This is a genomic window from Annamia dubia NIES-4383, from assembly GCF_055394725.1.
On sequence record NZ_AP025630.1, the window covers coordinates 2,055,001 to 2,077,942 of the forward strand.

Annotated in this window: 17 protein-coding genes, 3 tRNA genes and 2 rRNA genes (1 of these 22 cut by a window edge); 7 read left to right on the forward strand and 15 right to left on the reverse strand. The window is 35.4% G+C overall.

Features of this window, described 5'->3' with window-relative positions:
- The 5 genes from Anndu_RS09230 to lnt form a co-directional block, all read right to left on the reverse strand.
- Window positions 1-143, reverse strand: a 23S ribosomal RNA gene (locus Anndu_RS09230); it reaches 2,740 nt to the left of the window's first position.
- Window positions 144-297: 154 nt separating this feature from the next.
- Window positions 298-373 (reverse strand) — tRNA-Ala (locus tag Anndu_RS09235).
- A gap of 4 nt (window positions 374-377) precedes the next feature.
- Window positions 378-451: transfer RNA gene (locus tag Anndu_RS09240), tRNA-Ile, on the reverse strand.
- Window positions 452-576: 125 nt separating this feature from the next.
- Window positions 577-2,063, reverse strand: a 16S ribosomal RNA gene (locus Anndu_RS09245).
- The 16S and 23S rRNA genes sit together here with 2 tRNA genes alongside, the layout of an rRNA operon.
- 446 nt (window positions 2,064-2,509) lie before the next feature.
- Window positions 2,510-4,174, reverse strand: coding sequence for an apolipoprotein N-acyltransferase (lnt, locus tag Anndu_RS09250; RefSeq protein ID WP_464100928.1), 1,665 nt, complete (start codon window positions 4,172-4,174; stop codon window positions 2,510-2,512).
- Between the two features lie 424 nt (window positions 4,175-4,598).
- Here lnt and Anndu_RS09255 point away from each other — a divergent pair, with 424 nt between their 5' ends.
- The gene (locus tag Anndu_RS09255; protein WP_464100929.1) at window positions 4,599-4,982 is read left to right on the forward strand and encodes a DUF7682 family zinc-binding protein; all 384 of its coding nucleotides are present in this window, start codon (window positions 4,599-4,601) and stop codon (window positions 4,980-4,982) included.
- Window positions 4,983-5,172: 190 nt separating this feature from the next.
- Here the strand turns inward: Anndu_RS09255 and Anndu_RS09260 are convergent, their stop codons facing one another.
- From Anndu_RS09260 to Anndu_RS09275, 4 genes are all read right to left on the reverse strand, one after another.
- Entirely contained in the window at window positions 5,173-5,733 is a 561-nt protein-coding gene (locus Anndu_RS09260; protein WP_464100930.1) for a thioredoxin family protein, read from the reverse strand.
- 184 nt (window positions 5,734-5,917) lie between these two features.
- Complete coding sequence (locus Anndu_RS09265) at window positions 5,918-7,351, reverse strand: phosphoglucomutase/phosphomannomutase family protein (RefSeq protein WP_464100931.1); 1,434 nt, start codon at window positions 7,349-7,351, stop codon at window positions 5,918-5,920.
- A gap of 223 nt (window positions 7,352-7,574) precedes the next feature.
- Window positions 7,575-10,226 carry a major vault protein gene (locus Anndu_RS09270; RefSeq protein WP_464100932.1) on the reverse strand — a complete coding sequence of 884 codons (2,652 nt, stop codon included), beginning with the start codon at window positions 10,224-10,226 and terminating at the stop codon, window positions 7,575-7,577.
- 340 nt (window positions 10,227-10,566) lie between these two features.
- A complete protein-coding gene (locus tag Anndu_RS09275) occupies window positions 10,567-11,412 on the reverse strand; it encodes a helix-turn-helix domain-containing protein (RefSeq protein ID WP_464100933.1) in 846 nt (281 codons plus the stop codon).
- Window positions 11,413-11,528: 116 nt separating this feature from the next.
- On the opposite strand from Anndu_RS09275, the gene Anndu_RS09280 reads away from it, so the two are divergent.
- The 5 genes from Anndu_RS09280 to Anndu_RS09300 all read left to right on the forward strand — a co-directional run bounded on the left by Anndu_RS09280 (window position 11,529) and on the right by Anndu_RS09300 (window position 16,337).
- Window positions 11,529-11,762 carry a hypothetical protein gene (locus tag Anndu_RS09280; RefSeq protein ID WP_464100934.1) on the forward strand — a complete coding sequence of 78 codons (234 nt, stop codon included), beginning with the start codon at window positions 11,529-11,531 and terminating at the stop codon, window positions 11,760-11,762.
- Window positions 11,763-11,770: 8 nt separating this feature from the next.
- Window positions 11,771-12,031, forward strand: a complete 261-nt coding sequence (locus Anndu_RS09285) for a type II toxin-antitoxin system RelE family toxin (protein ID WP_464100935.1) — start codon at window positions 11,771-11,773, stop codon at window positions 12,029-12,031.
- A gap of 266 nt (window positions 12,032-12,297) precedes the next feature.
- Complete coding sequence (locus tag Anndu_RS09290; RefSeq protein WP_464100936.1) at window positions 12,298-12,570, forward strand: hypothetical protein; 273 nt, start codon at window positions 12,298-12,300, stop codon at window positions 12,568-12,570.
- Between the two features lie 110 nt (window positions 12,571-12,680).
- Window positions 12,681-13,139, forward strand: coding sequence for a hypothetical protein (locus Anndu_RS09295; protein ID WP_464100937.1), 459 nt, complete (start codon window positions 12,681-12,683; stop codon window positions 13,137-13,139).
- 333 nt (window positions 13,140-13,472) lie between these two features.
- The gene (locus Anndu_RS09300) at window positions 13,473-16,337 is read left to right on the forward strand and encodes a cation-translocating P-type ATPase (protein ID WP_464100938.1); all 2,865 of its coding nucleotides are present in this window, start codon (window positions 13,473-13,475) and stop codon (window positions 16,335-16,337) included.
- A 131-nt stretch (window positions 16,338-16,468) separates the two neighbouring features.
- Here Anndu_RS09300 and Anndu_RS09305 read toward each other — a convergent pair.
- A tRNA-Gly gene (locus tag Anndu_RS09305) sits at window positions 16,469-16,539 on the reverse strand.
- Between the two features lie 302 nt (window positions 16,540-16,841).
- Here Anndu_RS09305 and Anndu_RS09310 point away from each other — a divergent pair.
- The gene (locus Anndu_RS09310) at window positions 16,842-17,276 is read left to right on the forward strand and encodes a hypothetical protein (protein ID WP_464100939.1); all 435 of its coding nucleotides are present in this window, start codon (window positions 16,842-16,844) and stop codon (window positions 17,274-17,276) included.
- Window positions 17,277-17,576: 300 nt separating this feature from the next.
- On the opposite strand, the gene Anndu_RS09315 is transcribed toward Anndu_RS09310, so the two are convergent.
- The 5 genes from Anndu_RS09315 to Anndu_RS09335 all read right to left on the reverse strand — a co-directional run bounded on the left by Anndu_RS09315 (window position 17,577) and on the right by Anndu_RS09335 (window position 22,927).
- On the reverse strand, window positions 17,577-18,776 hold the full coding sequence (locus Anndu_RS09315) for an HhoA/HhoB/HtrA family serine endopeptidase (RefSeq protein WP_464100940.1): 1,200 nt from the start codon (window positions 18,774-18,776) through the stop codon (window positions 17,577-17,579).
- 240 nt (window positions 18,777-19,016) lie between these two features.
- On the reverse strand, window positions 19,017-20,495 hold the full coding sequence (locus Anndu_RS09320; protein ID WP_464100941.1) for a cobyrinate a,c-diamide synthase: 1,479 nt from the start codon (window positions 20,493-20,495) through the stop codon (window positions 19,017-19,019).
- A gap of 28 nt (window positions 20,496-20,523) precedes the next feature.
- On the reverse strand, window positions 20,524-20,892 hold the full coding sequence (locus Anndu_RS09325) for a transposase (protein ID WP_464100942.1): 369 nt from the start codon (window positions 20,890-20,892) through the stop codon (window positions 20,524-20,526).
- Window positions 20,893-20,989: 97 nt separating this feature from the next.
- Window positions 20,990-21,904: a glycosyltransferase family 2 protein gene (locus Anndu_RS09330; RefSeq protein ID WP_464100943.1), complete on the reverse strand. Its 915-nt coding sequence runs from the start codon at window positions 21,902-21,904 to the stop codon at window positions 20,990-20,992.
- 99 nt (window positions 21,905-22,003) lie between these two features.
- Window positions 22,004-22,927 (reverse strand): NAD-dependent epimerase/dehydratase family protein, encoded by a 924-nt coding sequence (locus tag Anndu_RS09335; protein WP_464100944.1) that lies wholly within the window; start codon window positions 22,925-22,927, stop codon window positions 22,004-22,006.
- Window positions 22,928-22,942: the final 15 nt, after the last annotated feature.

Here is a 22,942-nt window from a genome sequence, read left to right on the forward strand (position 1 = left end):
GTGGGTCGTACAAGGGGTTTCCCCATTCGGATACCTCCGGCTCGATGCTTGTTTCCAGCTCCCCGGAGCGTTTCGTCGGTAACTACGTCCTTCTTCGCCTTTGTGTGCCTAGGTATTCCCCGTTAGCTCTTTGTAGCTTGACCTGTTTTTTGAGTTTCGTTCTTTGAGTTTTTTTGTTACTCTGTTTCGACTCTTTCTGACTTATTTTAGTTCTATGTAATTTTCAAGGTTCTTGACTGGATTTAACACCCAGCATTCGTTTTTTACAATTAAAAAAAACGGTGCTGAAGGTTCTTTTGGTGGAGGTTAGCGGACTCGAACCGCTGACATCCTGCTTGCAAAGCAGGCGCTCTACCAACTGAGCTAAACCCCCTTAGTGGGCCATCTTGGACTTGAACCAAGGACCTCACCCTTATCAGGGGTGCGCTCTAACCACCTGAGCTAATAGCCCCTTTGGTCGTACCCGACCTAATCTGCCGACCTAATCTATTGAAAACTTGATTACTGCCCTTGCCTGACCTTTGTTTTGTTGTCAGTTCTAGCTTTCTTACTTTTCCCTGACAAGAGGTCTCCTTTTAAGGAGGTGATCCAGCCACACCTTCCGGTACGGCTACCTTGTTACGACTTCACCCCAGTCATTGGCCCTGCCTTCGGCATCCTCCTCCTTTCGGTTAGAGTAACGACTTCGGGCGTGGTCAACTTCCATGGTGTGACGGGCGGTGTGTACAAGGCCCGGGAACGGATTCACCGCAGTATGCTGACCTGCGATTACTAGCGATTCCTCCTTCATGCAGACGAGTTGCAGTCTGCAATCTGAACTGAGGTAGGGTTTGCTGAGATTCGCTCACTTTCTCAAGTTGGCTACCCTTTGTCCCTACCATTGTAGTACGTGTGTCGCCCAAGACGTAAGGGGCATGCTGACTTGACGTCATCCCCACCTTCCTCCGAGTTCTCCCCGGCGGTCTCCTTAGAGTTCCCAACTTAATGATGGCAACTAAGGACGAGGGTTGCGCTCGTTGCGGGACTTAACCCAACATCTCACGACACGAGCTGACGACAGCCATGCACCACCTGTCACGATGCTCCCTAAGGCACTTTCTCCTTTCAGAGAAATTCATCGGATGTCAAGTCTTGGTAAGGTTCTTCGCGTTGCATCGAATTAAACCACATACTCCACCGCTTGTGCGGGCCCCCGTCAATTCCTTTGAGTTTCACTCTTGCGAGCGTACTCCCCAGGCGGGAAACTTAACGCGTTAGCTTCGGCACAGTCTGATTTGATACAGCCTACGCCTAGTTTCCATCGTTTACCGCTAGGACTACAGGGGTATCTAATCCCTTTCGCTCCCCTAGCTTTCGTCCCTCAGTGTCAGTTTCGGCCCAGTAGAGCGCTTTCGCCACTGGTGTTCTTCCCAATCTCTACGCATTTCACCGCTACACTGGGAATTCCCTCTACCCCTACCGCACTCTAGTTTTACAGTTTCCACTGCCTTTATGAGGTTAAGCCTCATCCTTTGACAGCAGACTTGTCTAACCACCTACGGACTCTTTACGCCCAATGATTCCGGATAACGCTTGCATCCTCCGTATTACCGCGGCTGCTGGCACGGAGTTAGCCGATGCTTCTTCCTTAAGTACCGTCAGAACTTCTTCCTTAAGAAAAGAGGTTTACAACCCAAAGGCCTTCCTCCCTCACGCGGTATTGCTCCGTCAGGCTTTCGCCCATTGCGGAAAATTCCCCACTGCTGCCTCCCGTAGGAGTCTGGGCCGTGTCTCAGTCCCAGTGTGGCTGCTCATCCTCTCAGACCAGCTACTGATCGTCGCCTTGGTAGGCTTTTACCCCACCAACTAGCTAATCAGACGCAAGCCCCTCTCTGAGCGATTAATCTTTCACCTTTCGGCTTATCGGGTATTAGCAGTCGTTTCCAACTGTTGTTCCCGTCTCAGAGGCAGGTTCTCACGCGTTACTCACCCGTCCGCCACTAGGTATTGCTACCCCGTTCGACTTGCGTGTGTTAAGCATACCGTCAGCGTTCATCCTGAGCCAGGATCAAACTCTCCATTTTAACTAAATTAATTTCTTAAGTTTAGTTTTTGGTTTGAGTTGTTAAGCTCTTTTTTTAATTTGACTTTAGTCAAGTTTTTTGTTAAATTAGTTTGACTAAGGGCTAGTAATAAGTTTTCAATATATTGATTTGTCTAGGTTCGGTGCGCTTGGCTTCGTTTGTCTCTCTCAACCGCGCATTTATCAATATAGCCTACCTCTTTGGTTTTGTCAACACTTTTGACAAATTTCTTTTTTCTGTCTCTGTGTAAGCCTTTCAACTGTTTTTTCTCTCTTTTTTCCTTTTTTTTGGGAATTTTTTTTTTTATTATTCTTGATTCAATTTGGCTGTATTTGTTGATTGGTAAGGGTTTTGTTTGTTTTTATTTTTTTTGAAAAAATTTTTTTTTGGGGAAATGGGAGATTAATTAAATTGACGATTTAACTTCCACAATAGGTATGGGCAGTTTAGGCTGAAATGGGCAAGATGATGATTGCTAAGAGTAATAATATCCAAATTAACCAGTCACCATATTTAACATAGGGCGTTCGGGTTTGTCTTTTATATATATAGTTAAGGTGGCTTTCATAGGTGTTAATTTGGGAAATCCAAATGGTTTTACCTTGAGGGTTGATAATGGCTGATAAACCTGTATTAGTGCTTCTTGCTAACCATCTATCGTTTTCGATCGCTCTTAAAACGTCTTGGGCGTGGTGTTGAAATAACATTGAATTGCGATAAAATGAATTGTTGGAGGCTGTAATCATAAATTCTCCTCCGGTTAATGTTTGTAAACGAAAAATATTAGGAAAAGCCGATTCATAACAAATACCAATAATACTTTTTCCTACGGCAGTTTTAAAAGGATCTGAAATTTGTTTTTGACTGCCTTTAATTAACACGATATTAAAAGCAGAAAGTCGGGTAATTAGTTTACCTAAGATTGATTGAAAAGGGATATATTCTCCTAGTGGTACTAATTTGATTTTATCATATTGACTTAATATTTCTCCTGTTTTGGTTAGGGAAAATAAACTGTTAGTATAACCGTGATCTTGTTGGGAAAAACCACCTAAAATAATGGGGGTTTTTTGTTTTAAAATTGCTTGATATAATGAGCTATGAAACACAAAATCTTTGAAGAAAAAAGGTAGGGCTGTCTCTGGTGTGATGATTAAATCTGCTCCTTGATTACTTAATTTTTGATAGCCTTTAGTATAACCTTCTAATGCTTGATAAAATCCTTGGGGAAAAGACTTTAATTGTGGTGGTATATTTCCTTGAATTAATCCTATTTTAATGGCGTTTTGATCGTTTTTGGCTATGGGTTTTTGATAGATATAAAATCCAATTGAATGTAAAATTGTGAGCAGAATAAATGCAAAAGATAAGAAGGCATAGTAACTTTTATGTTGAGGATTAAAAACTTTTTTTTGATTAAGATATAAGTGAATAATACCTTCAGCTATTAAGCCATTAACTGCTACAATTGAGGCGGTAATAGTGGTGAGGCCTGAGAGTTTTCCTAGTTGTAAAATGATTAAGTTAGAAGGGCTTTGAGTTAAACCAAGGGAGATCCACCATAAGGGTGTATGACTTTCAATTATTTCTAATAAACACCAAATTGTTACGCCAATTATAATTCTTTTAAGACTTTCAATGATTGATTTTAATTGTTGATTTGTTTGTATCTTGTTAAAGATTTTAATTTTGGAAATTTTAGTTAAAAGCCATCCCCAAACTATTACTAATGTAGTTGCCCATAAAGTGACAAAAATAAAACAAAAAATTGTAATCAATAAACTAGATAACCAAGGTATTCCCATCCAAGTTAAAGGATGTATTCCTGTAATCCAAAATAGGGAAAATCCATAAAAAATACAACCCCAGATTAAGGGAAATAAAAATTTTTGATTAAGGATAATTTGTAAGATTTTATGTGGGATTAAACTTAAAATGTTTTGTGTTAAATTTACTTTAAATTTAGATTTTTCTGGTTGATTTTTTGATAAAATAAGTATAACCCATAAAGGGGCTAAACTAAACCATGCTAAATACCATAGGGAAAAAGGCGGATTGGCTAATGCCATTAATAAGGCACTAATTATTATGATGATTAATTTTATTTTCATTGCGATAAATTGATTTTTTATAGGGTTTTAATTAATAATTAATCTTTTACTTTATTTGAGAAAAATAACATTTTAAATAATCTGTTTCCCATTAAAAGCACTTATGATATAAATAGTGATGGAAAATTAATTACTTATTGCAAAAACGTCATAAGTCTATGATACAAGCTTTGTACAAAAATACTATTGTAATTAATTTTAGTGCTAACTTTCAAAATGCTCTACCGGAAAAAAGGGGCAGGGGTTATGTTAAACTGTTAACATTTCTTTATATTTTTCTACTTCAGAAAAAACTCACTGATCTTGTATTCTTTAAATAGATAAATCTTAACTATTTCTTAGACAAGTTAAGGTTAAGTGATCTTTTTATTAACTTAATTAATACAAGAAGGAGGATACGGGAAATTTCCTGTAGGATTGATTTATGGCTAAAAGAAAAAAACAGTTTCCCTGTGGGCATAAAGGTTATGGTCAAGTTTGTCATCGTTGCGCCCAAAAAGAAGCGGATCTTGAACAAAAAAGATTAGAAAAAAATGCTTGGGAAGAAACTTTTGCTCAAGATCCTATTGATCTTAGATCTTTACCAAAAAATGTTGTTATTAAAGCCCGTAGAATTATTAGTAGTTTACAAGAACAATCGGATTATCGAGATTTTCATGGTAAGAGACTTAGACACGATCGCCTAATTGTTAGTATTCCGGTGACAAGAAATTATCGTTTATTATGTAGGGATCATGGGACAATTTTAACGCCGGAAGAGGTAATTTCCCATGAAGATTATAATGTTTGTAAACCTGGGCAAAGATGATTAATTTTCGACTTTAACTATTAAGTATTAATGTTCTATTTGTATTTTTAATACTCAGGATTAATTGAGGAAATTAATCTAATATTTGAGTGATCTTATCTAGGTCAATTTTAATAAAAATTAATAGGAATATTCTATCCCCAATTTTGACAAAGATTGGGAAAATTGAGGAATTTTAATAATTAAATATTTAGACTCCATGACTTAAGGGATCATCGGGGCGATCGTTATTAGGAGAAATGGTAGGTTTAAAAGTAGAAATTTGACCTATTTGTGGGCTATGAGTTAAGGGTTGATGGGCAATTAATGAATCTAAATCTGCTTTCATAATTGTTAAAGGTTGTTCGCCGATCGCTTGGGAAATAGTGTCACCTTGATCGTTAATATAAACAAAATGGGGAATGCCATCAACCCGATATTTTAAAATTTCTGGTAGCCATTTTGTATTGTCAACATTTAACATTACAAAATTAACTTTTTGCCCATATTCATGTTTTAAATTAGCCAATTGGGGAGCGATAGCTTGACAACTGGTACACCAATTAGCATAAAATTCTAATAAAGTGGGTTTATGATTGCTTAAAGCCTGATCTAATGGGATCGAATTTTGAGCTTGACTTTCTAAAGAAACGGTAGAACTTTTAGTTTGTAAACCGAAAAAAATACTGATAGTTAAGGCAATTGCTACTAGGGCAATAATAATATTTCTTAACGAATTAGTTTGAGGATGGGAATTAAAATTATTAGTCATTTAATCACACAATAGTTATTCAAAAAAAAGTATTGATATATGCTTAAAATTTTCGCTATTTGCTATCTTTTATTAGTTATTTATAACAAGGCTTTAGCACTTTTTTAAAACCTAATTAATAATTACTTATTACTTATTACTTAATTTTTTGCTCTGAAGATAGTTTTTTCTTTATTTTAGCAGTTTAATTAGGTTCCATTTTTTGGATCATAGCAGACATAGCAGAGGCAATACTCTGTTGTTTTTCTACGGAATTAGTCTCCATATAAACCCGAATCAGAGGTTCTGTACCGGAGGGACGTAATAACACCCAGCTACCTTCTTCTAAATAAAGTTTAATGCCGTCTTTGCGCCCCACTTCTTTAACTTTAATTCCGGCCACCTCGGTGGGAGGTTCACTCATACACTGAGTTAATACCGCCTGTTTATGAGCCTCAGTTAAGTGTAAATCTAAACGATGATTAAAGAGAGGCCCATCAGCTTCGGCGATCGCCTCCTCAACTAACTGAGATAAGGGCTTTCCTTCATAAGAGATCGCTTCAGCCACTAACATATCGGCTAAAATACCATCTTTTTCAGGAATATGACCGATCACGCTTAAACCGCCAGACTCCTCACCGCCTATTAAAACGGTGGTTTCGCGCATTTTTTCCCCAATATATTTAAAACCAACGGCGGTTTCATATAAGTCTAAACCGTATTTGGCCGCAAAATTATCTAATAGGTGAGTGGTTGCAACGGTACGCACGATCGCGCCTTTTTTGCCTTTATTTTTAATTAAATGACGGGCTAATAAAAGTAAAACCATATTGGGAGTTAACATATTACCCTGTTCATCTACGATCCCGAAGCGATCGCTATCTCCATCGGTAGCTAAACCCAGATCAGCCTGATCTTTTTTCACGGCCTCGATCAAACCAGTTAACTGATCGCCTTTAGGTTCGGGCATTCCGCCCCCAAAAAGCACATCACGGTAGGTGTTAAAGTTTTCCGTTTCACAACCGCAATGATTTAAAACTTCATCTAAATAGCCTCTGGAAGTAGAATAAAGAGCATCATATTTAACTCTTAAACCTGCTCTTTTAATTTTTTCCACATCTAATAAAGTGTAAATAAATTTTAAATATTCGGGTTTAGGATCAAAACTCGAAATTTTATCCTTATTTTTTCCGGTGGGAAGTTCATCACTAGCACCCTCTAAATTACTCACAATAGTATCAGTAATTTCGGGGGTAGCAGGGCCGGCATAATCCGGTATATATTTAATACCACAGTAAGGGGCGGGGTTGTGAGAGGCGGTGAACATTAAAGCCCCGGCCGAGTTTAAAAATTTAGCATTATAGGCGATCACGGGGGTGGGGCAGTCACGATCTACAATTTTAACAGTCCAACCTAGATCAGCTAACACTTCGGCGGAAGTTTGGGCGAATTGATCCGCTAAAAAACGGGTATCATAGGCAACTAAAACGGGACGATCTTTAGAATAGGCTGTTTCAAGATAAGCGGCGATCGCGCGGGTAACTTTACAAACATTGGTAAAAGTAAAGTCATCGGCGATGATACCACGCCAACCATCTGTACCAAATTGAATTTTTGCAGGATTACTAGCTAATGTCATAATTTCATAAGTAAATTTAAAATAGATCTATCATAAAAGGATTAGGCTTGTTAGTGTTAATTTGTACAGATTTTAAATTTATGACCCTATCAATGTCAATAAAGAAAAAAGCCTTATAGAATAAGGCTTTTAACCAGATAACTGACCGAAAAATCAATAAAATTGAAAGCTTATTGAGAATAGCCAGAAAAGGCGATAACATTAGTCCATAGACAAAATTCAATTAAAATTCTAAATTATCATCATTTTTCATTTGGGGTTGAGGTTGAATTAAACCTTTAGCCGTGCTAAATAAATTAATCGGGGTATTACCATCGGTAATTAACATGGTTTGAATACCTAAGCCCTGTAATAATTTGGCTTGTATTTCCGCCCCACCTTGCGCGATCGCTTTGATCGTTTCACTGCCTAAAGCCTCTACTTTTTGACGATATTCATTATTAGTAATTTCTGCCATTTTCTGAGCCTGTTCGATTTCGAGGTTTATGAGTGCTTGTTTATGAGCTAATTCTGCCTCTTGACGGGCGCATAACAAGGCCAATTCTGACTCAGCACGGATGCGTTGGGCTTCGGCTTCCTGTTGTGCCAATTGTACCGCCAATTGACCCTCAATTTGAGAGGCTTCTGATTTGGCTTTAGCTTCGGCGATCGCTTGGCCGGTGGATTGAATAGCGGCGTTTTGTGCCTGTAATTCTAATAAATGGCGTTTTTGTTCTTCGGCCGCACCTTGATCCACAATTACTTGACGTTCTAAACGGGCTTTGGCTTCCTGTTCAATTCTTTCCGCATCATGACGGGCGGCCGCCTCTTGTGCATCGGTAGTGATTTGAATGGCTATCTGTACCGATTTTTGAAGACTTTTGAGGGTTTCCTCATCTACGGGTTCAACGGATTGAATATCAATGTTAGTAATTACTAAATTATTGGCATTAAAGCGAAATTCATCTCTAATTTTACCTTCTTCATCTAAGCCAAATACGGCCAGACGGATAATTTTAGCTGAATTACGGTGAAATTCATCAAATTTTTGTGAGGCTACCGCACCCCTGACCCGTGATGCGATCGCTTTACAAGCATCCCCTACAAAATCCGGTACTTGAAACAGTTTAGAGGCGCTTTTTTCATCATTTTTATCTATATCAAAATACCAATTATAGGATAATTGCAACTGTAAACGGGCATGATCGGACGTTTCAACGGTGAAAATATCCGTCATAAAGTCAGGCCCTAATAACAAAGCTAAAGATTTAATTAAATTAGCCTGTTTGGGTTTACCTCCTGATAAACTTAAGACGGTGAAAGCTTCATCAGACCCTAACATCACCAGATCAGGCCCAAAAACCGTTCTCGCTGTGCGCTCTTTATAGTCGTGGATCTGTACGGCCGCATTTTGGGGAACATGGAAAACCACCGCCCTTGTTTTATCCCTTTCCGGTGGGCTTTGATCGGCTAGGGTGGCATAACTTTCCCTTAAGGCCGTCATGTCTTGATATTGACGGGAGCGATCGGCAAAGGGATCAACTTTTTGCCCGATTAAATCTTCAACTACGGAGGGTAATTCTTTTTCCCAGAGTTCCTCATAAGGCTTTAACATATAGGCTTGAGGCCCTCCCACTAATTTTAATTCCCCTGTTTGAATATCCCTGACATAAATGCCCTCATTTTTATCTAAGGGGATCGCCCGTCTCGTTTCAATAACTTCCACTTCCACCCTTGGTATATAATCTCTCGGCCCTGTGATCATCCACAGATCGCCCGGTTGACGGGTAATATTCCCATCTTCAAAACTCTCCCTCGCCTTTAATAACAGGGCTTCCTGTTCCCCTAATACATAAATATTACGGATACCCGTTTCTAAATATTCCCCCGGATGGAGGAAAAAGGAGCTTAAACCCTGTCTGATCTCTCTAAAACCCAACTGGGGCTTACCATTGGTATCAATGGGGTTAACCACAATACACCACTGGCGATCGGTTAAGGTGGTAATGCCCACTTCTCCCACCACTTCCTCATAAACGTCTGGAATATGGATCTCCGTGTCTTCAAAGGTGACAAGCCATTCATCCCCTGCCTTTCTTTGTCGCCCAAAAATATCGGTAAAAGTGCGTTTAGCCTTCAAATATAAGGCTTTTTTCTCCGTTAAAACATAGGCATCGATCACACCCATCACATCTTCATCAACTCCGGGTAAATAGGCCCCTTCTTCCCTCACTAGCCATTCTTCACCCGCTTTACGGCGATTTCCTTGGCGATCGATACAATTTTGTCTAGCCATTAAGCGTAAAGCCTGATTAGGTTTAATTATAATGGCTGAAACGGTTTTAACAACTTCCACTTCAATGCGGGGAATATATGTACCAGGTCCCTCAAATAACCATTCATCTCCAGCGATACGATTAATATTAGTGGTTTCTCCATCAATTAAAATTGAATCAGTAAAATCTCGAATTGCTTTTAAACGTAGGGCTTGATTAGTTTCAACTACTTGTAATTTGGTAACTTTTCCTTTTAATTCCTCTCCCGGATAGAGGGGAAAAGGCTCTTGAGCAAAACGGATTTCTTCATCTCCATAGCTTAACCGAATTTGACCAAATTGATCCGCCAGAGGTTTATTCTCATCGTCTCGTAAAACAGGATTAAGAATCATACAATAGTGACGGGGCGGGATGATTAACATTTGAGTGGGCTGTAATACCAATCTTTCCGCATCACCTAACGTAATAGTTTGAGGACCCACCTCAAGGCGTGTCACTCCGGTATTATTATCTAAAATATGGATAAATTGTTGAGGCTTAAGACGGATTACACCTGTATTACTGTCTGGGGGATTATAACTAATATAACTTTTTGATTCTTTGGCTTCAGTTTCTGACATAATTTCTATTTTCCTTAACTGATTAATCTCCAGTTCCAAGCTAACCCATCTTTTTCAATTGTTGAAAATTAGTTACGAAATTTAATACAACACTTTTTCCTTTTCCCTGACTTGTGTAACGCTCTTTTAGCCTGAATTATTCATGAACAAAAAAATCAAATCTGAACTAATCCAAAATTAATCATCAATTTAAAAATCAAACTTCTGAACAAAAAAAACTACATATTATTCCTAATTTTTACTCAGAAACCCTCAAAAATACAGCATCTTTAGACATTTAGACACAATAATCCCTTGGTCATTTTATCTAAGCAAAAATCAATGTTCCGATATAGCAATCCTAAATAGGTTGTGGCAAAATTCCATATTGATAAAGTTTGGGGAAATCAAATATTTGACCATGCGCAAAAAACTTAAATAGCCACTTTACTATTTTAAATGATTTACATAAATGATAGAATTGTCTAATAAAATTTTTCACTTGTAGCCAAATATCTTCTACAGGATTTTGTTCTGGAGCATTAGGGGCAAATTTATGACAAGTAATTAACCATTCTTCTTCCAATAAATCTTGATTGATTATAGTTAAATACTCCCTAAATTCTTTTGAGTCATGATACGTTGCTCCATCCCAAACATAACCTAAAATGTCTCCCCAAAGTAAATGACATTCATCAATCATAAATACTACAAGCTCTCCACTCTCTATTTCTTCTTTCCAAATCTCTAATTTTTCACTGATTTCTTTTTTTTTAGCTTCGACTAATTCGTCATTTTTAGCCGGATTCTTTTTTTGAGTTTTTTTCCAACTTATTTTCGCTTCTTTGAGCAAACTATAATAACTTTGATTGGATTTATAAATAATATTATATTCTCGCTCTAAATAAATTTTTAAATCTGATAATCTTAAATATTCTTGCTCTCTTAACCAATTAATAACTTGGTCTTTTTCTTCTGGTTTTAATTCACTTTTAGTTCCTTTAAACTGTAATTTCAAGCTTTCTACTCCACAAAAAAGAGCTTGATTTTTCCACATACTAATAAAGCTATGAGAAACTTGTAATAATTCTTTTACTTCATGGTATGATTTTCCTTCTAAAATCATTTTGACAGCTAAAGCCCTTGTCATTTCTTTAGCCTCTTGTGTTTGATTGATGAAATCATTTAACTCAGAAATAATGTTCATTTTTTTTTCCTTGAATTTAGATTATAATTAATATTATATCTGTTATGACCTATTTAGGATTGCTATATGTTAGAATATAAGTTAAATTTACAGTTCTTTATTATCAACATAAAAAAATGACAGCAACTCTTACATTAGAATTAACTTTAGATCAATTAATTACAGCGATTAATTGCCTTGATTTTGAAGAAAAATGTCAGCTTAAAGAGTTAATTGAACAGCAAATTTTTGAAAAAGAAGAAGAAAATTATCAAGATAATTTTGAAACAAAAGAAGAACTTGAGTTAATTAGAAAAGAATATAAGGAAGGGGAATATATTACTTTAGATCAATTTTTAGCTCAAGGTTGACTTTAATTATGGGTTATACAATTATTATTTCTAAAACAGTAGAAAAACAAATTAATAATTTACCTAATTATGTTAAAAATCGTGTCATTGACAAGATAAAAATTCTGGTTGAAGATCCCCGTCCTGCTAATACAATTAAATTAAAAGGATTTGAGCAAGAATATCGTATTCGCATTGGTGATTATCGTCTTAGATATGAAATTGATGATTTTAATAAAATTATTAAACTATTACAATGTAAGCATCGTAGAGAAATTTATCGTGATTAACAAGTGATACCCCCTAAAACTCCTCCCCCAAAAAAATTTGGTAGGGTGTGCCATCAATTTTAAATGATTAATCTTAATCAAAAATTATCATAGATTGCCCACCTTTTCTTAATATTATAATTATGGTGGTGGGCAACGTATTTAATTAATAAGTAAAAATCAAATATAAAAAAGCGTTGCCCACCCTACAAACTATTATTTGATCCGTCTTCACTATTCTGTTATATAATAGTATTAGATTAATGAAATTAGGAGATTTAAGTATTATGTCTAATTTAGACGAAACGGCTAGTCAAACAACGACAAAAGCAGGTTCTTTACCTGCTTCAACTATTAATACTAAATTACAAATAGGCTCTGATTTATCTGGATCTATTAAGCGGGGTTTTTTCCCATCTGTTTCTAGTGATTATATTAACGAAATTAAAAAAGAAAAGCAAAAAGCGAAAGAAGAAGAAATAAATCCTGAGTCTTTATCAGATGATTCTCCAAAAGAGGAAAATCAAACTCAAGCAAAAAAAGGTTTTAAATCTTGGTAAAACAGCAAATAACTTAATGTATTAATTCCATAAAAGCAAACTTGTTTATAATAAAATTGAGATAAGTTTGTTTTTATTTATTTATTTTAGTTTCAAGACAACATAAAAATATGGCAACAAACAGAAATTATAATAATCCAGCGAGAATTATTCATGAATTTGGAAATCTTCAAGATCATCTTTATAATCATGTAATTCGTCACGAATTAACTCACGCTGTTAAAAATATTAAAGATCCTAAAATTATTTCTATTTGTCAAGAAATTGCAGATTATTTTGGTATAGAAATCAAAGAATATTGTAAAAAAGAAAATTTATCTTTTTATAGAGGTGCTGTTAAAAATTTAACGAATCATCTCAAAAAAGCTAATGAAAAATATGCAGAAATTTTACATTTTTTACCAGAATATGATGTAGAATGGACTGAAGGATTATTTAAAGCTACAGAAAAACAATTAATCTATTTATCTCAATTATTTATTAAATTAGATTGTGAACCAAGCGTTTATGATCAAGAAGGAAATGAGATACTTCCGGGTAGTTTAGTTGCTTATCCTTGTTTGGAATAAATTTAGTTATAATTGTGAACATTGGGCAAGACACATGGTAGAGGGAAAACCAAGATGTACTCAAATAAGAAACCGCAATAAAAATGATAAAGAGACAAAAAATGCTTAACAACTTAACAACATTTATATCCTACAGACTCATACCATTTACATTTAGTAGCTACATTGTTAAATACCAGAAATCTTTGTAAATAAACTATTCCATTAAACTACCTCTGAAGTTACTTTCTGTAAATGGTATCATTACATTTCTTAACATTAACCTTATTTTTGTCAAAAATTAGTTAGAGTTGATTTTTATTAGATACAAATTTTAAAAACTCTCTAATACTCATGATCCCCCACAAAGCTATTTGGTCATTTGATGCTGAAGGCGTTTACGAGCGTCTGGAAACCTCAGCACAAGGTTTATCCGAAGATGAAGCCGATCGCCGCTTAAAAAAATTCGGTTTTAATGAATTACCTGAGCCTGTCCATCGCCCTCTATGGTTACGTTTTACCGATCAATTAACCCATTTTATGGCTTTATTGCTCTGGAGCGCCGGAGTTTTAGCTTTTATCTCTAATACACCAGAACTAGGTTGGGCGATCTGGTCAGTAATTTTAATTAATGCCGTCTTTAGTTTTGGGCAGGAGTTTCGCGCGGAAAAAGCCCTTTCAGCCCTCAAAAAAGTCTTACCCTCTCAAGTGAAAGTGTATCGAGATGGGGAGTTAAAACAAATTTTGGCAAGGGAGTTGGTTTGGGGAGATGTGATCCAACTTGAGGAAGGCGATCGCATTTCGGCCGATGCCCGTCTGGTGTCGGCGGATAACCTCTATTTAGATGTGTCGGTGATGACGGGGGAGTCTTTACCAGTGGCACGTTTCGCCGAACCGGCCGAAGTGAGAAAAATTGTACCTTTAAGAGATGATACGGCCATCCTCCATCCCGCCGAAACCCCCCTCCAAGAAACGGTTAAACCTGCGGAAATACGCAATTTAGTATTGGCTGGATCCACTGTTTCGGCGGGGCGTGGGGTGGCGGTGGTGTATGCAACGGGCGCACAGACGGAATTTGGTCATATTGCCCAACTTACCACCAAAGTCACCCGTGAGCCTAGCACCTTAGAAGTACAAATCGGTTATATTGTGAGGATTATAACTTTTATTGCCCTCACAATGGGAACAATTGTCTTTTTCGCAACTTCCTTGTTAGTGGGCATGGAGTTAAAAGAGAGTTTTATCTTTGCGATCGGCATTATTGTGGCTTTAGTGCCGGAGGGCTTATTACCCACTGTGACTTTATCTCTGGCCATGGGTGTGCAACGCATGGCCAAACGTAACGCTTTAGTGCGCCGTTTGTCGGCCGTGGAGGCTTTAAGTGCCACAACGGTTATCTGTACCGATAAAACGGGAACTTTGACTAAAAATGAAATGACAGTGAGATCGCTGTGGCTTCCCAATGGTGAGGAAGGGCAAACCATTGAAGTGACGGGAGAAGGCTATGATCCCAAAGGGAAAATTATGATGCCCTCTGAAAACTCCATAAAGTCACAATTAGAATTATTATTAGTGGGTTCTGCCCTTTGCTCCAATGCCCATTTAGTCCATCCGGCGGGATCGAGCCGTTGGCAAGAGTTAGGGGATCCCACCGAGGCCGCCTTGTTAGTGGTAGCTCTGAAAGCTCACTTAAATTTAGAGGATTTACAAAAACAATATCCCAGACTGCGGGAAGTGCCTTTTGACTCCCGTAGACGCATGATGACAGTGGTTTTAGACTGGCAAAATAGCCAACTTTTCCCCAATAGTCACCCCTATTTAAGCTTTACCAAGGGCGCACCCATTGAGATTTTACGCCGTTGTCATTTTATGTTAATTCATGGGGAAATTAAGGAATTAACCAAGGAAGATCGTCAACATATTATTACCGCTAACGATCGCCTCGCTCAACAGGGTTTTAGAGTATTAGGAGTCAGTATCAGGAAAGGTGATCAAAAATTATTAGAGTATAAACCCCAAAGTTTAGAGCGTCATCTGATTTTTATAGGTTTAGTGGCCATGTTTGATCCGCCTCGCCCAGAAGTTCCCGATGCGATCGCTAAATGTCATCAAGCAGGGATCAATATTACCATGATCACAGGTGACTATGGCTTAACCGCCGTTGCGATCGCGCGTAATATTGGCTTAGTGGGGGAAAAAGTGAGGGTTGTGACGGGAGAGGGCTTAGGCCATCTTTCCGATGCACAGTTAAGACAAATTATCAAATACCGCTCTAACTTAGTCTTTGCAAGGATGGCGCCAGAGCAAAAATTAAGATTAGTACAAGCGTACAAAGATTTAGGTCATATTGTGGCGGTGACAGGGGATGGAGTGAATGATGCACCCGCCTTACGAGCGGCTAATATTGGGGTAGCAATGGGCTTAAACGGCACAGACGTGGCAAGGGAAGCGGCCGATCTAGTTTTAACCGATGATAATTTTGCCACGATTGTGAGTGCAGTAGAGGAAGGAAGGACAGTTTATCAAAATATTCGGAAATTTATGACCTATATTTTAGCTTCAAATGTGGCTGAAGTTGTGCCATTTTTATTAATGGTAGCCTTAAAAATTCCCCCTGCCCTCTTAATTATGCAAATTTTAGCGGTTGATCTGGGTACGGATATGATCCCGGCCTTAGCATTAGGGATCGAACAGGCGGAAACAGGCACAATGAGCCTACCTCCCCGCTCAAAACAGAAGCCCCTATTAGATCGATCGTTATTACTTCGAGCCTATTGCTTTTTAGGCTTAATCGAGGGAATTGTGGGAATGGGTGGCTTTTTCCTCATTTGGGGGATCAATGGCTATAATTTAGGGGAAATTCAGGCAATTACACCGCAAATTTTAGCACATACCGCAGATCCCGTTGTCATGGGAATTTATGCCCATGCCACCACCATGACCTTAGCGGCGATCGTGGCTTGTCAAGATGGGAATGTGTTTGCTTGTCGCTCAGAAAATACCTCAGTATTTCGCTTAAATTGGTTTAATAATCCGTTAATTTGGGTTGGTATTGCCACAGAATGGATGTTAATATTTTCATTAATTTATTTTGCACCCTTTGAGAAAATATTTTCTACAGCACCCTTAGAAATATGGCAAATTGGTTTATTATTAATTTGTCCTCCTTTGTTGTTAGGATTAGAAGAAATCAGAAAATTAATCATAAAAAATAGTTAAAAAACTTCAAAATAATTTAACATTATTTATCTGAATTTCTCCCTTTGACAAAAATAAAAACCTGTAGCATGATCCAACAATTAAAATTATATTAATTAAAACTATTGACTAACAATTTATTGATGTTTTTAAGCGGGTAGCGAGAATCGAACTCGCATCAATAGCTTGGAAGGCTATGGTTTTACCACTAAACTATACCCGCATTTTTTTTGAGCGCTTTATTTATTTGCGTATAAACCATATTAGCATATTTTTTTGATTTGGCAAGTGTTTTTTAAAAATTTTTTTGGTTGATCAATGTTTCTTGAGCAAAATTCACTAAAAAATGCTTTTAAATTAGGTTTTCCTCCTACTCTACTGACAATTTCAATAATGGTTGTGATTCTTATCACAAGTATAATTACAATTAGTCACTTATTGAATAGATTGAATTTGTTATATTTATAAATAAATACAATGATTAATTTATTTTACTTAATTATATTATAATTTATTATTATGCTAATGCTGATTAAACAAATATTAAACTTAGATTTCCTCAAAAATAATCAAGACGAAACGCTCAAATTATCTCCTAATCAGAGTCATCAAACTAAAACTAATTACGATCAATCGAAAATTAAATTAGCTCCAATGAATAGTTTTTTGTCTCAAAATGGGAAGGCTAGAATTTTAGAAAATCAATCTTTAAAAAATTCAGTTTTATCTACTTATGAAGTTTATCATGAGGATGGACGTGGTTTAGTAATGGCAGTTGTCAAGAATATTAGTCAAACCAAAAAAGAATTAGAATTAAAAATTGTTGAGGAATTTGAAAAAGGAAATTTTGCTCAAGCAGAATCATATATTCGTCAAGTTAATAATCTTAATGAAAAAAATTATAGTCATCGTTTAGAAGTTTATCGCATTTTGGCTCATCAGAAAAAAATTCTATCATGAATATAGTTGTTTATTTCAATTTCAAGATCAATCTTCTATCGTAAAATTATTATTTAGATTTCAGATCAAAGCGAATGATCTTATCGCTATTAATTTACTTAAAACTTGTGCTAAGGCGATGATAAATATAGATAATTCTCAACAGCGTTATTTAATAAATTCTCAATATTCTCAATTATGGTCTGATTTGACTCAATATAAACTTAAACAATTTAATTCTAATTTTGAACTATGGTATTAAGAGAAAACTTCCAAAATTTTCAAAATTTCGGAAGTTTATTAATTGATTTGTTGATTTAATTATTGTTCAGAATTTTGTGGTTGTAAATTTCCTAAAGTAATAGATAAAGTTTGAGTTTGATTACCACGTTTAATTTTAATATTAACTGCTTGATTAACGGAACTTTTTTCAACTAAATTTTGTAATTGTTCGGCTTGGGTAATTGTTTGACCGTTAAACTCAATAATAACATCCCCACGTCTGATCCCGCCTTTGGCCGCTGGAGTATTGGGTAATACTTGCACTACTAACACGCCATTAATTTCCGGTAATTGCATGGGAGAATTAATATCATCGTTATTTTCTTTGGCTAACTCTGGTGTTAGTGCAATCATTTGTACTCCTAAATAGGGATGACTGACGTTTTCACCTCTGGCTAGTTGGGGATAGATCCGTTTAGCGATATTAATGGGAATGGCAAAGCCGATCCCTTCTGCACCGTTACGGATAGCGGTATTAATGCCGATCACTTCCCCTCTTTCGTTTAATAGGGGGCCGCCTGAGTTACCGGGGTTGATGGCGGCATCGGTTTGAATAAAGTCTAATCTTTTATCGGGAATACCTGCTTGGGCGCTTGATCTGTCTAAGGTGCTGACAATACCTAATGTAACGGTATTATTTAAGCCAAGGGGGTTTCCCATGGCGATCGCCCAGTCGCCCACTTCTAAGGCGGAGGAGTCACCAAGATTAATGGTAGGGAGATTATTGTCATCTACTTTCACAACGGCTAAGTCGGTGACGGTATCAACTCCTTTAACTTCTCCGTTTAAGGTGCGCCCGTCTTTTAGGCTAACTGTAACTCGATCTGCGCCTTCCACAACGTGGGCATTGGTTAAAATAATCCCACTGCGATCGATAATAAAACCAGAGCCTAAGCCTTTAACAACTTCTTGTTGTTGGGGCATTTGATCTAACTGATCCCCAAAAAATTGACGAAACATCGGATCGTTAAAAATAGGGTTGATCTGACGGGTAACGGTTTTTTCAATATCAATACGCACGATCGCCGGGCCGACTTCTTTAACCACATTACTAACAAAGTTACTAACATGAGTCGGGCTTGGAGCTTGTGCCACTACAGTGGCTTGATTTTGGGTTGAGATGGGATCGGCGTGGGAAGGAGCTACTCGATAAGCTCCCACTGTCATTAAGACACCAAATAAAATGGCAACAAGGTATTTGATTAAGGGAAGGTTAAAAATAGAAAATTTACGTTTCATATCTAATTAATAAACTTTAGGTATAAAGTAGATGTGTGTAATTAATTACTCAATGGTGGCACAGGCTAGAAGCCTGTGACGGGCAGGATGCCCATTCCACATTATGTAATTAATTTTGCTTAGGTACTTAGTTTTTTTGTGTTTGTTACTACAAGTGAGAATTTTCTGTTTACGAAAATTTTTTGATTTTTTTGACAGTTAAAACTGATCCGAGTCTTAACTATTGCTCTTTAGACGTAATTATCTTAAATTTGGTTCATTTTTGAGATTTCGGTTTTCCCTACCACTACAAAAATTTAACCATCTTTGCACAAAATTAAGATTTTCTCCCCAATGGGTATGTAAATAAGAAGCATGAATATTTTGATCATACCAACCTTCATTAATTAAGTCATGATCATAAAGATTTTGTAATTTAAAAAGGGGTTTTTGATTATTAGTAATAATAGTTGATCTATGAAATTCATGTCCCCAAATTTGTTGATTTTTTGCCATAAAAATACTATCTTCTAAACAAGTCGCTTGACGATAACCTAAAGTTAATTTTTTACCCATTTGACTGGTAAAAGGTAATACCCCTAACATCTCATAATTTTTACCATCAAAGTCAATTAAATTTTCCCCTAAATACATTAATCCTCCACATTCGGCGTAGGTGGGTAAGCCCTGATTAATTAAACTTTTAAGTTGTTGTTTTAAAGTGATATTTTCCGTTAATTGTTGAGCAAATATTTCAGGAAAACCTCCTCCTAAATATAAGCCTTTAAGATCGTTTGGTAATGTTTGATCTACTAAGGGGCTAAATTCAATTAACTCTGCTCCCATTGCTTGTAATAAATCTAAATTATCTTGATAATAAAAGTTAAAAGCTTTATCTTTTGCTACTGCAATTTTAATCGGTTTTAATGATGGGAAATACCAAGATTTTTCCTGTTTATTTTTTAGGTAATATAGGCATCTTTCCTGTGTATTTTCTGACTGAAACTGACAAGATAAATTGGCCACAGAATTAGTTTTTAAGAGGGGTAATAAAATGTCCCAATTTAAACAATTTTGAGCTAAAATTGCCAATTGATCTACTATATTTTGAAAATTAGATATTTCTTCCGTTGGAATTAATCCTAAATGGCGATCGCCGATAGTTATATTATCTTGTCTTTTAAAGACACCAATAATTTTAATATTAAGAGATTTTAAGGCATTTTCTAAAAGTTTTAAATGGCGATCGCTGCTTACTTTATTTAAAATTACACCAATAATTTTAACTTGAGGATCAAAAGTTTTAAAACCATGTACAATAGCGGCCACAGAATTAGATAATTTACTACAATCAACTACTAAAATAACAGGTAAATTTAACAATCTAGCCAGATGAGCAGTGCTACCATAATCATTAATAGATTGATCTTTATTAGTATTAATAAAATCAGGTAAAAATACGCCATCAAATAAACCCATTACGCCCTCAATAATAGCATAATCTACCTGATTTAGATGATAATTATAACAACATTTAACATAATTTTCAGAGGTTAAAATAGGGTCTAAATTTCGGCACGATCGCCGAGTAATTTTACTATGAAACATGGGATCAATATAATCAGGCCCAACCTTAAAAGATTGAGTTTTAAGATTATTTTTAGCGAGAAAACTAAGGATACTTAAAGTTATAGTAGTTTTACCCACACCACTTCTTTCCCCTGCAATAATTACAGTCATAATAACTAATACCATTTACATTTAGTAGCTACACAGATAAAGCATTAACAATATAATCCCAACCTGCTAAAGACAGGATAAAATCTTGTTGTAAATTATTTAAGATATTAGCTACTTTATTTTTGACATCATCTAAGTTTTTAAACCAGATATTTTTTAACTGTTGTTTGATATATAACCACAGTCTTTCTATGGGATTTACTTCTGGGCAATAAGGTGGTTGAAATAATAAAATTATATTCTCAGGTACTTTTAATTTTGCCCCTAATTCGTATCTCACTAATTGATGTATTGTGGTGTAACTTATCTCAATATTCAAAGCTGTTTTTTGTTGTTTCATGAGATTTTTTCGTGTATCTGCTGATTCAATAATTTCAATATGAGGTATTCCTGTCATGATTTTTTCTTGATTTTTTATTTTTATATTAAGTTTTTAGTTACTTTTTGTAAATAGTATAATAATAAGAAAATAAATCACATTAATAAAAATACGATTAACTCCAAATTTTTCCAAGTTTACCAATAAAACCGTGAAAAGTTCCTAGTAAACAAGCATAAATTTTAATTAAAGTTTGCTCTTGATCATAAACAACAATTTTAATTATAGTATAAATCATATATTTAAGACGTTTTAAACTGCTAGTTAACTTATAAAAATTTTGAGCAAATCTTGTTTCTAAATAGGTATGATTACGACAGATATAATAATGTCTTAAAGCAGAATATTGTTGAAAAATTAATTCTTGATTAAAAAATTTAACCGTTTTGGGATTGCCAAAATTATGATACATAATCGCCGTAGGAACTATAATATTGTGAAAACCCTTTTGTTTTAAACGATAACCATAATCTAAATCTACTCCATCAATAAATAAATCACTACGGGGGGGATCGATCATTTTAGCGGCTTTTAAAGAGATTAATGAGCCTGATGTAATAGGAGCATCACATTCATAATGAAAATTCGGATTTTCTGGAGTATAACCCATAAAAATATCGTTATTAAAAGATGCTCCTTCAACAATTTTATTATTACTTTGATCTATCGCAGTGGGGGCAATAATACCAATTTGAAAATCCTCTTTATTTAATTTTTCATAAGTATTTAACAGAATTTCTAAACAATTAGGAGTAGGAATACTATCTTGATCAAATGTCCATAAAAAATCATAATTTTTAGCAATTGCAAACTCTAAAGCTTCTTTAATTCCTGCCCCAATTCCGATATTTTCAGGATGATGTTTGATCATTAAATTAGGAGTCTTAGAGTTAATAATTAATTTCTCTGAATTATCTATTATAAATGTTTTACTAATGGAATAAGTTTGATTATTAATTCCTGTTAAACATTGATTAAGTGCTAAAGTATCTTTATATGCTGTAATATAAGTTGCTATTTTATAATTCATTATAAAAATTTTTGATAATTTTAAAATATATTTTAGCATTATTTTATCAAGATTTATCAAATTTTATTTGATAAAATAAGTAAAAAGTCAATTAATTTTTTAATGATTATAATAATAGTTGATCCAGTCCCAAGTTTTTAAAATTCCATCTTTTAAAGTAACTTTTGGATACCAGTTTAAAAGAATTTGAGCTTTTTCATTAGACAAACAATTAATAGGAATATCACAAGGTCTTGATTTTGTATAACTAACTGTAAAATCAGCATCAATAATTTGCTTTATTTTATCAATTAACTGATTCAAAGACAAACCATAACCGCTACTAATATTAAATATTTTCTCTGGACTATCATTAAACAGAGCCAAATAAAAAGAATGGACCACATCATCAATATAAATATAATCTCTAACCACTTCTCCATCTCCCCATATGGAAATAGGTATTTGCCGAAAAATTTTATCTAAAAAAACCGTAATTGCTCCTAAATTGCCTTGGGGATTTTGTCCCACTCCATAGGGATTAGAAATTCTTAAAATACCATAATCTAATCCATAAAGATGATTAAATAAACTTAAATACTTTTCAATAGCTAATTTATTAATTCCATAAGAACAAATTGGATTCGTAGGATGATTTTCTGGGATTGGAATTGTTTGAGGAATACCGTATATTGTTCCTCCTGAAGAAGCAAAAATTATCTTTTTCACCGATTGTTCAACACAACTTTGTAATAATTTGATCGTTGTTATTAAATTATTTTCTACATCTTTCACAGGATTCAAATTAGAAGTATTAGGAATAGTGTTACTAACTAAGTGATAAACAGTATCTATTCCCTTTAATGCTTGATTAACAACCTGATAATTGGCAAGATCACCATAAATATATTCAACTTGTGGCAATAGCTCAATATAAGATTTTTTACTACGATCGAGTACCTTTACTTGTTGACCATTTTGAACTAAAAATTTGACTAAATTTGAGCCAATAAATCCATTTCCACCAAGAACTAATATAGACATAAAATTATTAAGTAA

Excerpts from the sequence above, each read along its gene's own strand:
- lnt (WP_464100928.1), bottom strand. The coding sequence starts at position 4,174 with ATGAAAATAAAATTAATCATCATAATAATTAGTGCCTTATTAATGGCA.
- Anndu_RS09255 (WP_464100929.1), top strand. The coding sequence starts at position 4,599 with ATGGCTAAAAGAAAAAAACAGTTTCCCTGTGGGCATAAAGGTTATGGT.
- Anndu_RS09260 (WP_464100930.1), bottom strand. The coding sequence starts at position 5,733 with ATGACTAATAATTTTAATTCCCATCCTCAAACTAATTCGTTAAGAAAT.
- Anndu_RS09265 (WP_464100931.1), bottom strand. The coding sequence starts at position 7,351 with ATGACATTAGCTAGTAATCCTGCAAAAATTCAATTTGGTACAGATGGT.
- Anndu_RS09270 (WP_464100932.1), bottom strand. The coding sequence starts at position 10,226 with ATGTCAGAAACTGAAGCCAAAGAATCAAAAAGTTATATTAGTTATAAT.
- Anndu_RS09275 (WP_464100933.1), bottom strand. The coding sequence starts at position 11,412 with ATGAACATTATTTCTGAGTTAAATGATTTCATCAATCAAACACAAGAG.
- Anndu_RS09280 (WP_464100934.1), top strand. The coding sequence starts at position 11,529 with ATGACAGCAACTCTTACATTAGAATTAACTTTAGATCAATTAATTACA.
- Anndu_RS09285 (WP_464100935.1), top strand. The coding sequence starts at position 11,771 with ATGGGTTATACAATTATTATTTCTAAAACAGTAGAAAAACAAATTAAT.
- Anndu_RS09290 (WP_464100936.1), top strand. The coding sequence starts at position 12,298 with ATGTCTAATTTAGACGAAACGGCTAGTCAAACAACGACAAAAGCAGGT.
- Anndu_RS09295 (WP_464100937.1), top strand. The coding sequence starts at position 12,681 with ATGGCAACAAACAGAAATTATAATAATCCAGCGAGAATTATTCATGAA.
- Anndu_RS09300 (WP_464100938.1), top strand. The coding sequence starts at position 13,473 with ATGATCCCCCACAAAGCTATTTGGTCATTTGATGCTGAAGGCGTTTAC.
- Anndu_RS09310 (WP_464100939.1), top strand. The coding sequence starts at position 16,842 with ATGCTGATTAAACAAATATTAAACTTAGATTTCCTCAAAAATAATCAA.
- Anndu_RS09315 (WP_464100940.1), bottom strand. The coding sequence starts at position 18,776 with ATGAAACGTAAATTTTCTATTTTTAACCTTCCCTTAATCAAATACCTT.
- Anndu_RS09320 (WP_464100941.1), bottom strand. The coding sequence starts at position 20,495 with ATGACTGTAATTATTGCAGGGGAAAGAAGTGGTGTGGGTAAAACTACT.
- Anndu_RS09325 (WP_464100942.1), bottom strand. The coding sequence starts at position 20,892 with ATGACAGGAATACCTCATATTGAAATTATTGAATCAGCAGATACACGA.
- Anndu_RS09330 (WP_464100943.1), bottom strand. The coding sequence starts at position 21,904 with ATGAATTATAAAATAGCAACTTATATTACAGCATATAAAGATACTTTA.
- Anndu_RS09335 (WP_464100944.1), bottom strand. The coding sequence starts at position 22,927 with ATGTCTATATTAGTTCTTGGTGGAAATGGATTTATTGGCTCAAATTTA.